We start from the raw sequence: 12,970 nt of genomic DNA, 5'->3' as shown, positions 1-12,970 counted from the left end.
CATATTCCAAAGCGATATAAAAACTTGTACATTTGCAAACATGCGAATAGACATCATTACAGTATCTCCAGAATTATTAAAAAGTCCGTTTAATCATTCTATTATAAAACGTGCACAAGACAAAGGTTTAGCAAAAATCTATTTGCATGATTTACGTGAATATGGTTTAGGTAATTATCGTCAAATAGATGATACACAATTTGGCGGTGGCGCTGGTATGGTTTTAATGATAGCACCTATTTCTAATTGCATTAAAAAGTTACAAGCAGAACGTGTTTATGATGAAATTATTTATATGACACCAGATGCAAAAACATTAAATCAATCTGTGGCAAATACGCTTTCATTAAAAGAAAATATTCTAATTTTAACAGGGCATTACAAAGGTGTAGATCAAAGAATTAGAGATTTATTCATCACTAAAGAAATATCTATTGGAGATTATGTTTTAACAGGCGGAGAGCTAGCTGCTGCAGTTTTAGTAGATGCTGTTGTTCGATTAATTCCTGGTGTAATTGGCGATGAACAATCTGCTTTAACAGATTCTTTTCAAGACAACTTATTATCCCCTCCTGTTTATACCAGACCAGCAGATTTTGAAGGAAATAAAGTACCTGATATTTTATTATCTGGAAACTTTCCAAAAATAGATGAATGGAGAAGTGAAAAAGCATACGAAAGAACTGCACAAATAAGACCAGACCTTTTAGATGAATAAGCTTTTAAAATTCATAGAAAAAAACAAAGCCATTTCTTGGGTTTTAGGGTTTCAATTGTTTAGGCTGATTTTGTTACCTTTTATGGGCTTAATGCCACAAGACGCTTATTATTACTTATACGGTCAGAATTTATCTTTATCTTATTTTGATCATCCAGGAATGATTGGTTACATTTTAAGAATCTTTACAGATGTTTTAGGACATTCAATTTTTGCTGTAAAATTTGCTGATTTTGTAATCACATCATTAACAATTCTTAGTTTTTATAAATTAGCTTCTTACTTTTTATCAAAGCAAAAACTAGAAAGAGCTTTTGTTTTATTAGCTTCTACCATATTTATTTCAATATTATCCTTTAATTCTACTCCAGATGTTCCTTTATTACTATTCTGGACATTGAGTTTAATATGCCTTTACAAAGCAATTTTTGAAGAAAAAAAATGGTTTTGGATTCTTGGTGGAATTGCAATGGGATTAGCCTTTAACAGCAAATACACTGCACTAGTTTTACAAATTGGGTTGATTGCATTTCTAATATTTTCTAACAAATACAGAAAATTATTACTCTCTCCTTGGTTTTGGAGCTGTCTTATTATTTCTGCAACAGTAACGTTTCCTGTTTGGTACTGGAATTATCAAAATGATTTTGCTTCTTTTGTTTTTCAATCATCAGAAAGAACGAGCTCGATAACAAAATTTGAAATTTCACCTAAAAATTTCTTTGGTGCAATTGGGCATCAAATGTTCTTATTATTACCTGTTTTATTTTTGATTATCGTTACTTTCACATATAAATATATAAAAAGAGCTTTATTAAAATTTAAAATTCCACAAGCTAAAACCTTGTTTTTATTAGCTTTTTTCATTCCTACTTTTGTTGGATTTTTTGCCATTACTCCTATTTACTGGGTAAAATTAAATTGGATGATGCCTTCCTATATTACGGGTATTATTTTGGCAGGAATGTTTATCAGTAAAAAATTATTGAAAACTCAAATTATAATTTCTATTATTTTTCATGTTTTGGTTAGTATACAAATCTTGTTTTTTCTTGCCCCTATTAAAAGTGATGATACTTGGGTAGGCTGGAAAGAATTGGCTACTGAAGTAGAACTTTTACAGAAAGAATACCCAAATACATTTATATTTTCTGATGATAACTATAAAACATCTGCTTGTTTAAACTTTTTTATGGATGATAAGATATATGCACAAAATATTATTGGTAAAAACGCATTACATTTCGATTATTTAGGAGACGATTTATCAACCTTAAACACTAAAAATGCTATTTTTATTGATTCAGATAAGCGTTTTAAAGATAAAGAAAAGAAAGGTGAACTTAATCCTGAATTACAAAACTACTTTACACAAATTACTGAATTGAAGCCTATTATAATTAAAATCAATAATAAAGAGGAGAGAAAGTTCTGGGTTTTCTATTGCACTAATTATCAAACTAAAAAATAATAGAATTTAGTTTTATCAACAAAAAATAATTATTACTTTTGCAACTGCTAAAATAACCTCTGACGAAAAAATCGTGAATGTTGCTTTACAAAACATAAACATTAAATATGGAAGCTTTAATAAAATTTGTTCAAGACGAATTTGTAACAAAAAAAGAATTTGCAGAATTTGCTGCTGGAGATACAATTACTGTATACTACGAAATTAAAGAAGGGGAAAAAGTAAGAACTCAGTTTTTTAAAGGAGTTGTTATTCAGAGAAAAGGAACGGGTCTTTCTGAAACTTTTACAATCAGAAAAATGTCTAGTACAGTTGGTGTAGAACGTATTTTCCCTGTGAACTTACCTTCTATTCAAAAAATTGAAGTAAATAAAAGAGGAAAAGTACGTAGAGCACGTATATTCTACTTTAGAGGTCTTACTGGTAAAAAAGCTAGAATTACTGAAAAAAGAAGAAAATAATCTTTTTCAAATAAAAGTATTAAAAAAGCGTTGTGAAATTCACAACGCTTTTTTTTATGAACAAATGTTAACAAAACCGGTTGATATTATGTTGATTAGTAATTGGTTAATTTCTTTTCAATACTCAAAAACATAGTTATATTTGAATAGAATTACAAGAGATTTTAATAAAGGGAATCGACAGATGAACTTTTTACTTTCTTGAGTAGTTTTTGTAAAGTAACGTTCTTTATATATTGTTTTTTTAATGAAATCTATAAATTGGATGTTTTACTTGAAAAAGTAAAAAGAAGAAATTCTTTAAAAAGAGAGAAGTTATGCAAGTAATGGATTAATTTTTAAAATGTATAGTTGTATAATTATGCAAAGATGAATTAAAAAGCAATTGAAACATTCATAAAACTTTAAAGGTAGAATGCTTTTAAAGAAAGGATGTTTCAAAACTGAAATAGTGAAAATGTAATTTTTTCTAAGGAAAAAATATAAGACTCCGTCTTATTTGATTTTGTAGCAATACAAGTCAGTATTAATAATACTATTTCAAAGAAGCCATATCACTGCAAGAAATTGTATGATATGGCTTTTATTTTTTATATAATTTAGTAGTCACGTAAAAATATTATTAAATAACCAAAAAAGCATCTAATTAATAGCAATTTACCATTATAAGTCTCGTCTTTAATTCATAAGTTTGCTTCGCTTAAATACGAAAAGGATTTCGTATTAAGTATTATTAAAAATCCTACAATAACTTAATATATTTTTATGAGCAAAATAGCTAAAATCGTATATACAAAAACTGATGAAGCACCTGCTTTAGCAACGCGTTCTTTTTTACCAATAGTAAAAGCTTTTACAAAATCTTCTAATATAGAAATTGAAGTTAAAGATATTTCTTTAGCCGCAAGAATTCTTGCAAATTTTTCTGATTACCTAAAAGAAGATCAAAAGGTAGAAGATGCATTAACAGAATTGGGAGTTTTAGCAAAAAGCCCAGAAGCTAATATTATAAAGTTACCAAATATTAGTGCTTCTGTACCACAACTTTCTGCGGCAATAAAAGAATTACAAGAATTAGGTTTTGCGATACCAAATTTCCCAGAAGAAGTTAAAAGCGAAGAAGATAAAGCAATTTTAGCTAGATATAATAAAATTAAAGGTTCTGCAGTAAATCCGGTTTTAAGAGAAGGAAACTCTGACAGAAGAGCTCCAAAAGCTGTAAAAAATTATGCGCGTAAAAACCCTCATTCTATGGGAGTTTGGAGTTCAGACTCTAAAACTCATGTAGCAACAATGACAACTGGTGATTTTGCACACAATGAAAAGTCTATTACTTTATCTGATGCAACAAATATTAGTATTCAGCATATTTCATCAAACGGAACAAAAACAGTTTTAAAAGAATCTTTCCCATTATTAAAAGGAGAAATTATTGACGCTACTGTTATGAGTAAGAAAGCATTACTTTCTTTTTTAGAAACTGAAATTTCAGATGCTAAAAAGCAAGGTGTTTTACTTTCATTTCATATGAAAGCAACAATGATGAAAGTTTCTGATCCAATTATTTTTGGTCATGCTGTACGTGTTTTCTTTAAAGATTTATTTAAAAAATACAATGATGTTTTTGATGAAATTGGTGTTGATGTAAATAATGGGTTTGGAAACTTATTAAGTAATCTTGATGAAGTTTCTGCCGAAAAGAAAGCTGAAATAGTAGCTGATATTAATACTATTTTTGAAAACAACCCAGCAGTAGCAATGGTAAATTCCGATAAAGGAATTACTAACTTACATGTCCCTTCTGATGTAATTATAGATGCTTCTATGCCAGCAATGATTAGAACTTCTGGTCAAATGTGGAATGCGGAAGGAAAATTACAAGATACCAAAGCTATTATTCCAGATAGTTCTTATGCAGGAATTTATGCTGCAACTATCGATTTCTGTAAAAAACATGGCGCTTTTGATCCTACAACGATGGGAACTGTTCCTAATGTTGGTTTAATGGCTCAAAAAGCTGAAGAATATGGTTCTCATGATAAAACATTTGAAATTTCTTCTGAAGGAAAAGTAATTGTTGTTGATAAAAACGGAAATACTTTAATTGAACACACAGTAGAAACCGGTGATATTTGGAGAATGTGTCAAGTTAAAGATGCACCAATTCAAGATTGGGTAAAATTAGCAGTTACAAGAGCAAGAGCTTCTAAAACTCCAGCTGTTTTTTGGCTAGATGAGAATAGAGCACATGATGCAGAAATTATTAAAAAAGTAACTACTTATTTACCAGAACATGATACTTCTGGTTTAGATATTAGAATTTTATCTCCATTAAAAGCTACAGAATTTACATTAGAAAGAATCATAAAAGGAGAAGACACGATCTCTGTTTCTGGAAATGTTTTACGTGATTATTTAACAGATTTATTCCCGATTTTAGAATTAGGTACTTCTGCAAAAATGTTATCAATTGTTCCTTTAATGAATGGTGGTGGTTTGTTTGAAACTGGTGCTGGAGGCTCTGCTCCAAAACATGTTGAACAATTTATAGAAGAAAATCATTTACGTTGGGATTCTTTAGGAGAATTTTTAGCCTTAGCTGTTTCCTTAGAGCATTTAGGTACAACTAACAATAATAATAAAGCACTAATTTTAGCTGAAACATTAGATGATGCTACAGATAAATTATTAGAGAATAAAAAAGGGCCTTCTAGAAAAGTTGGTGAAATAGATAATAGAGGAAGTCATTTTTATATCGCATTATATTGGGCAGAAGCTTTAGCCAATCAAAGTAAAAATGAAGACTTAAAGAATTCTTTTACAAAGATTGCTAAAGAATTAGCAAAAAATGAAGATAAAATTATCTCTGAGCTAAATGAAATTCAAGGTGCTGCAGTAAATATTGGTGGTTATTACAAACCAAATGAAAATCTTGCTGATAACGCTATGAGACCTAACTCTAAGCTAAATGCTATTTTAAATACGATCTAAATTAGCACTATATAATAACAATTACAAAAAAGAGTGCTTTATAGCACTTTTTTTTTGTTCTATTTATTTAACTTTATAAAAAAAAATACTAATTTTTATCAAAATATAGGATTAAGAGATGTATTTTTGTTTAACAAAATAAATTTTTAATTAAACAATAAAATGATACAGACTAAAAAATTATTCTTACTTTTTTTACTCTTTTCAATTAGTATTTATGGTCAAGAGAAAATCACCATTAGTGGTTCTGTTTATGATCAAAGTAATAATGAAACTCTAATAGGTGTATCTATTTATTTTACAGAGTTAAATACAGGTACAACAACAAATGAGTATGGTTTTTACTCAATTACCATTCCAAAGGGAACTTATAAAGTTCAAGTTAATTACTTAGGTTTTACAAGTAGTATAGAAACAATAAACCTTCAAGAAAAAACCACAAAAAATTTTAGTCTTTTTGAAGAAACAGAAAGTTTAGATGAAATTATAATTGAAGGAAATATAGAAAAATTAAATGTTAGAACACCTCAAATGAGTGTTAACAGATTAACATCTGCAACGATTAAACAAATACCTGTGGTGCTTGGTGAGGCAGATATTATTAAATCTCTAATTTTATTACCTGGTGTTACAAGTGCTGGTGAAGGTGCTTCTGGCTTTAATGTGAGAGGTGGTGCTGCAGATCAAAATTTAATTTTATTAGACGAGGCCACTGTATTTAATTCATCGCATTTATTTGGTTTTTTCTCTGTATTTAATCCTGATGTTATAAAAGATGTAAAATTGTATAAAGGAGGAATTCCTGCAAAATACGGAGGAAGATTGTCTTCTGTATTAGATATTTATCAAAAAGAAGGAAATAGTAAAGAGTTTAAAGCTACTGGAGGAATTGGATTGGTTTCATCTAGGTTATTGATTGAAGGTCCTATAAAAAAAGAGAAAATTTCTTTTTTAGTTGGTGGTAGGTCCTCTTATGCTCATCTATTTTTACCGCTTTTTGACAATGATAATAAAGCTTATTTTTACGATTTAAATGCAAAAGTAAACTTTAGAATTAACGACAGAAATAGCATTTTCTTTTCTGGTTATTTTGGGGAAGATGTGTTTGGTATTAGTGATAATTTTGTAAACACTTATGGGAACAAAGTTGGTAATTTACGTTGGAATCATCTTTTTTCTGATAAATTATTTTCTAACTTATCTTTAATTTATTCTGATTATTTCTATGGATTAACCTTAGATTTTGTAGGTTTCGAATGGGACTCTGGTATTACAAACTACAATCTTAAATACGATTTTAAACATTATTTGAGTAGTAAAATTAAATTGAGTTACGGTTTAAATAATATCTACAGTAAATTTAATCCGGGAGAAATAGGTCCTAACAGAGACGACTCTGGAATTGTTGCTGAAAAATTAACCGACAAATATGCCAACGAATTTGCTGCGTACATTGATGCTGAACATAAAATTAGCGATAAACTTCAATTACAATACGGAATTCGTTTTAGCAATTTCACAAGATTAGGACAAGATGAATTAAATATTTATACAAATGATGAAGCGGTAATCTATAATAGTGAATTCAAAAAATATGAATCCGCGGATGCAATTGTAACAGAATCTTTTAAAAGAAGTGATGTTATTAGTAATTTTAACAACTTTGAACCTAGAGTTGCTGTTTCTTATCTTCTAGATGATAATACTTCAATAAAAGCCAGTTATAACAGAATGGCTCAGTACTTGCACTTATTATCTAACACGGCTTCTCCTACTCCATTAGACGTTTGGGCGCCAAGTGGAAAATACATAAAACCTCAATTATTAGATCAATTTGCTATTGGATATTTTAAAACCCTAAAAGAGGGAGATTACTCTTTAGAAACTGAAGCTTTTTACAAAGATATTCAGAACAGAATTGATTACATCAACGGAGCAAATTTAGTAGCAAACAACCAAATTGAAACTGTTATTTTAAATGGAAAAGCAAGAGCTTATGGTTTAGAAGTATTATTTAAGAAAAACGAAGGGAAATTAAAAGGTTGGATAGCCTATACATTATCTAGATCAGAGCAATTAACAGCTGGTAGAACTGCAAATGAACCAGGTATAAATCAAGGCAATTGGTATAGCACACCTTATGATAAAACCCATGATTTTTCTATAAATGGGAGTTATGAGTTAAATGAAAAATGGAAATTCAATACAAATTTTGTTTTTCAAACTGGCCAACCCACAAATTACCCCGTTGGGCAATATGAAGTGCAAGGTTTAAACATACCTATTTATGATGATGATAGAAGAAATGCAGATCGGTTACCAACATATCACAGATTAGATATTTCTGCCACTTTAACACCAAAAAAGAATAAAAACAGAAAATTACAAGGAGAATGGGTTTTTGGTATTTACAATTTATATGGGCGCCAAAATGCTGCTTCTATAAGCTTTACACAAAACAGAGAAACCAATAGAAATGAAGCCATACAAACTTCTATTTTTGGAATGGTACCTTCTGTTACTTATAATTTTAAATTTTAAACCGATGAAAAAGATATATTTATTTCCAATTTTAGCAATACTCTTTTTTACCAGTTGTGAGAAAGTAATAGATGTTGATGTTCCTTCAATTGAACCTAAACTAATTATAGATGCTTCTTTTGAAGTATTGTTTGATGAAGATCCTGTAGTTGCAAATACAGTTGTAAAACTAAGTTTGTCTGCAGATTATTTTGATGATACAATTCCAGCAGTTACAAATGCAACTGTATTTGTAACCAATTTATTAGACAACACTATTATTAATTTTTCTAATGCAAATGCTGATGGAAATTACACACCCATAAATTCGTTTGTTCCTGCTGATGATGAGGAATATGAACTGACGATCATTCATGACAATGAAATTTATAAAGGAAGAGCCACAAAAGTAAAATCAACTCCTTTTACAGAAGTTATTCAGGGTGATGAAACCTTGTTTTCTGGAGAAGAAATAGAATTAAAAATATCATTTTCAGATAACTTTAATACTGAGAATTATTATTTATTTAATATAGACATTTATAATTTTATTACAATTGAAGATCGTTTTTTTAACGGAACAGACTATAATTTTTCTTATTTTTATGAAGATGAAAATATTGAATTTCCAAAAAATATAGAAATTAAACTATTTGGTATTTCTAAAGAGTATTATAATTATTTTAGAATACTTCAAGGACAAAGTGGACAGAATTCTGGTGGTCCATTTCAGACTATACCATCATCCTTATTAGGAAATATGATTAATATTACTAATGAAACTAATTTTCCTTTAGGTTATTTTCATATTTCAGAAACCGATACTTTTACAATAGATTTAGTAGATAAAAACTAAAACACCTTTTTTAAACTGACTTTTGCGTTAGGGCTTCAAACCGTTCGAATATCTGTTGATATTCTTAACCTTTTTTATTTTTTATAAAAAAAGGTCTCGTGTAAAGCCCGTTAAAACGTCTAAAATATAATTACGTTTATAACATAGAATTCTGTATTTTTGATTGATGAATTTCACAAAAACCACAGAACAAGATTCTAAATACAATCATCTAGAAAAGATGTCTGTATCAGATTTGTTATTAAATATTAATAATGAAGATAAAACGGTTCCTTTAGCCGTAGAAAAATCTTTACCTCAAATTGAAAGTCTTACACAACAAATTATAAATAAGTTAAAACAAGGTGGAAGACTGTTTTATATTGGTGCTGGAACAAGTGGAAGATTAGGTGTTTTAGATGCTTCGGAATGTCCACCAACTTTTGGTGTTCCTCATGAACTTGTTGTTGGTATAATTGCTGGTGGAGACATTGCTATTAGAGAAGCAGTTGAATTTGCAGAAGATTCTAAAAACCAAGGTTGGATAGATTTACAAAGCCATCAAGTTTCAGAAAAAGATGTAGTAGTTGGCATTGCTGCATCAGGTACAACGCCTTATGTAATTTCTGCTTTAGAAAAATGCAATGAAAATAATATTATTACAGGTTGTATTACATGCAATAAAAACAGTCCATTATCACATGTTTCTAAGTTTCCTATAGAAGTTGTTGTTGGGCCAGAATTTGTTACTGGAAGTTCTAGAATGAAAGCTGGAACAGCTCAAAAGCTAGTTTTAAATATGATTTCTACTGCAACTATGATTCAATTAGGAAAAATTAAAGGGAATAAAATGATTGACATGCAGCTTTCTAATAAAAAATTAGTAGAAAGAGGTGAAAAAATGTTAGTTAAAGAATTAAATATAAACGTGTCTGAAGCAAGTGAATTATTAGTTCAATTTGGAAATGTTAGAAATGCGATTAAAAATTATAAGAAATGAGTACTGATTTAAATTTATTAGGAAAAGGGTTAAAGTACTTAGGTGTTTTATTATTGCTATTTATTGCTGCACCAATAACACTTACAATGAGCTTTAAAGCTTTAAAGAAGTTTGAAAATACTCCTAAAGAATTTCTATCTTATATTTTTTTATTGGTTGCAGGAGTTTTAGTAATCTTCACCATTTATTTCGCTTTTAAAACTTTTCAAATAGTACTAAAAGCACTCTTTAATAATTAATAAGGATGCAAAACTCAGATGGAATCATCATTATACTATCTTATCCTGATACAATTGTAAGACCTGCATATTGGGAACTTTCAAGTAAAATATGGCCTCTAGTTGGTATTGGAAGTAAACACGGTGTACAAGCTGGTCATGCTGCATTATTATTGATAAAAAAAGAGCATTCTGAGATTAATTATTTCGATTTTGGAAGATACATCACTACTTATGGAAATGGCCGAGTTCGCTGTAAAGAAACAGATCCTGATATTTTTATATCGATAAAAGCAGAATTTGAAAAAGGAAAACTAATCAACTTAAAAGAAATTTTACTTTGGGTAGAAAATTACCCAGAAAAAACACATGGAGATGGCAGATTGATAGCAAGTATTCATGATGAAATCGATTATAATAAAGCGCACAATTTTATACATCAATTAATAGATAAAAAAGAAATTCCTTACGGAGTTTTTATAAAAAACGGAACTAATTGTGCTCGATTTGTTGCAGATACCATAATTGCTTCTTCCGTAAATAGAAAGATTGTTAAGCAATTTAAAAAATCGAATTTATTGACGCCTAGTCCTATTGGAAATGTCATTAAGGGAAGTACAAATAATAACATATACACTATTTATAATCAGAAATTTAATGATTATAAAAATAGATCTATTGTTAAAGAATATAGCGCATTTTTTTTAAATAAATTTGAAGGAGAACCTAATTTAATTGGAACAGAATTACCAAACAAAAAAGCTTTTGAATTAGAAAACGGAACTTGGTTAGGTGGAATTGGAAGTGGAGCTTGGTTTAAAATTGAAGAACAAATTAAGACAGAAACGTATAAAGTTTCAAGATATAATACTCAAGGAATAAAAGATTTTGAAGCTAATTTTACGATTGATAAAACATGCTTTAATCATCAAAATGAACATCAATTTCTACACCCTACAAATTGTAAAGAAGCCATCGTGAATCAAAATAATAAGGTTTATAATTTACAAATAAGCGATAAGTAATCGTTTTTAATTTTTCTGCATATTAATATTTGGAATCGTTAGATTAAAACCAAAACCTGAATCTGAATCTGAATCTGAATCTGATAACGCAATACCAAATTTATAAATAATATAACTAATACTTGCAAAATGATGAATTGCATGACTTTGTGCGTGCATTAATACACTTTCTATTTTAGAGTTCACTATTACTTTCCTTAAACCTAAATCATCAATAACTTTAATTTTAGTATTAAAACCTTCTTCTGTTAAGTTTTTAAGTTGATGAATTATTACATTAAAATAGTCCAATCCTATTTCAATTTTAAATTCTGTTAATTCGTTTTATTTCTCTCGTAGAAAAATCTAAATTTTTTGTTTCTAAGCCCTTAAAAACACACGAAAAAACATCTAAGACATGACGCATATGACAACCAATACTGCAGAGGTAAAGAGGAATTGAAGAATTACTATACTCTTCATCAGAAATAGAATTTAATACCTTTTTATAAATTATTTTCAATTTCTTTTATCATAAAATACGGTTTTCAATATTTTTGGTCGTTAAAAATTCACCCAAGTTACAAGTTCTTTCTCTTATTTTAAACAGTATTTAAAAAATTTATAAATAGTTAACACACAACAATTTAAAAACACAATATTCATCAATAAACATATAAAAAATCCAATTTTACATTTTTATGGCACGTTCTTTGAAAATATGATACTCAAATGCAGAAGCCGAAAAGCAATTAGAGTAGGCAAAACCCTTAAATCCATAAATTATGAAAAAAGGTGTACTTATTATAGTAGGAATGTTCATGATTATTTCTACTGTTGAAGCCAGAAGCAATAATGAATTATCAAATAATATTGGGGTAAAGGACTCTTACAATAACGCTATAAATTTTATAGAAAGAGGTGTTGATTTTTTTATCTTCACCAATGGCGAATTTGATTTTAACACAAATCACAATATGACTTATTATGATTATAACGGAAGAAGAGTTACAGATAGAGGCATAAAAATTAAAAGAGATTATAGCGGAAGAGTAAGACGTATTGGTCATGTTTTTGTAAACTATGATGCTTTTGGTAATGTTACTAGAATTGGTAATGTTCATATGAGATATTACAGAGGTAAATTAACAAATGTTGGTCATCTAAAAGTAAAATATGATCGATGGGGAAATCCTAATTATTATGGTAAGGTAAAACACAATGATAGATTTAATCTCAATCTCAACTTTAGACGTATTTTCGATTATAATGATACTTATTTTTATAGAAATAACTTTAGACATAACTACTCTAAAATAAGAGAAGACAATAATTACTATTATTACAAAGCAAAACCAAATGCTAAAATTGGTACTCATAGTAAAATGGTAAAAAGAAGAAAACCCTCTTCAACTATTACAAAGAGAAACTCTACAATAGATACAAGGAGAAGTAATAACTCTTATAGAAAGGCTGTTTCTGTAGATAAAAAAAGAAAAAAATCAGTAGAAAAAAGAAGCAATACATTTTCTAACAGAAGAACAGATAACAATAAAACAAAAAATACAGATACTAAAAATAAGAATGCTAGAAAGAAAAGAGGTTAAAAACGGGTATTTATACTTAGTTCTCTTTGAAATATAATCAGTAAATTTGAAGACTTGGACATCACCTCCAAGAATTTTAATTATTTGAGAAATAATTGTGATAGAAAAAGTAGAAGTTGAAAGCCTCATTTCCTAAAAGAAATGA

11 protein-coding genes are annotated in these 12,970 nt (G+C 28.6%); 10 read left to right on the top strand and 1 reads right to left on the bottom strand.

The genetic code is table 11. The annotated features are described in order from the left end of the window. Window positions 1–40: 40 nt before the first annotated feature. From trmD to BTO04_RS00915, 9 genes are all read left to right on the top strand, one after another. Window positions 41–718 (top strand): tRNA (guanosine(37)-N1)-methyltransferase TrmD, encoded by a 678-nt coding sequence (trmD, locus tag BTO04_RS00955; RefSeq protein ID WP_087562707.1) that lies wholly within the window; start codon window positions 41–43, stop codon window positions 716–718. Continuing rightward, window positions 711–2,189: a glycosyltransferase family 39 protein gene (locus BTO04_RS00950; protein ID WP_087562706.1), complete on the top strand. Its 1,479-nt coding sequence runs from the start codon at window positions 711–713 to the stop codon at window positions 2,187–2,189. The genes trmD and BTO04_RS00950 overlap by 8 nt, the downstream gene beginning before the upstream one ends. A 107-nt stretch (window positions 2,190–2,296) precedes the next feature. Continuing rightward, on the top strand, window positions 2,297–2,650 hold the full coding sequence (gene rplS / locus BTO04_RS00945; RefSeq protein WP_087562705.1) for a 50S ribosomal protein L19: 354 nt from the start codon (window positions 2,297–2,299) through the stop codon (window positions 2,648–2,650). A gap of 765 nt (window positions 2,651–3,415) precedes the next feature. Beyond that, window positions 3,416–5,641 (top strand): NADP-dependent isocitrate dehydrogenase, encoded by a 2,226-nt coding sequence (locus BTO04_RS00940; RefSeq protein WP_087562704.1) that lies wholly within the window; start codon window positions 3,416–3,418, stop codon window positions 5,639–5,641. Window positions 5,642–5,803: 162 nt separating this feature from the next. After that, a complete protein-coding gene (locus tag BTO04_RS00935) occupies window positions 5,804–8,182 on the top strand; it encodes a TonB-dependent receptor (RefSeq protein WP_087562703.1) in 2,379 nt (792 codons plus the stop codon). A 4-nt stretch (window positions 8,183–8,186) separates the two neighbouring features. Further along, entirely contained in the window at window positions 8,187–9,017 is an 831-nt protein-coding gene (locus BTO04_RS00930; RefSeq protein ID WP_087565293.1) for a DUF4249 family protein, read from the top strand. 166 nt (window positions 9,018–9,183) lie between these two features. Further along, on the top strand, window positions 9,184–9,996 hold the full coding sequence (gene murQ, locus BTO04_RS00925; protein ID WP_087562702.1) for an N-acetylmuramic acid 6-phosphate etherase: 813 nt from the start codon (window positions 9,184–9,186) through the stop codon (window positions 9,994–9,996). Continuing rightward, entirely contained in the window at window positions 9,993–10,235 is a 243-nt protein-coding gene (locus BTO04_RS00920) for a DUF6095 family protein (protein ID WP_087562701.1), read from the top strand. The genes murQ and BTO04_RS00920 overlap by 4 nt, the downstream gene beginning before the upstream one ends. A gap of 5 nt (window positions 10,236–10,240) precedes the next feature. Beyond that, window positions 10,241–11,239: a DUF6695 family protein gene (locus BTO04_RS00915; RefSeq protein ID WP_087562700.1), complete on the top strand. Its 999-nt coding sequence runs from the start codon at window positions 10,241–10,243 to the stop codon at window positions 11,237–11,239. A gap of 6 nt (window positions 11,240–11,245) precedes the next feature. On the opposite strand, the gene BTO04_RS00910 is transcribed toward BTO04_RS00915, so the two are convergent. Further along, a complete protein-coding gene (locus BTO04_RS00910) occupies window positions 11,246–11,530 on the bottom strand; it encodes a hypothetical protein (protein WP_087562699.1) in 285 nt (94 codons plus the stop codon). Window positions 11,531–12,003: 473 nt separating this feature from the next. On the opposite strand from BTO04_RS00910, the gene BTO04_RS00905 reads away from it, so the two are divergent. After that, window positions 12,004–12,825: a hypothetical protein gene (locus tag BTO04_RS00905; protein WP_087562698.1), complete on the top strand. Its 822-nt coding sequence runs from the start codon at window positions 12,004–12,006 to the stop codon at window positions 12,823–12,825. Window positions 12,826–12,970: the final 145 nt, after the last annotated feature.

The organism is Polaribacter sp. SA4-10, assembly GCF_002163835.1.
Classification (GTDB): Bacteria; Bacteroidota; Bacteroidia; order Flavobacteriales; family Flavobacteriaceae; genus Polaribacter.
This window is presented reverse-complemented; position numbering and strand designations above follow the sequence as displayed.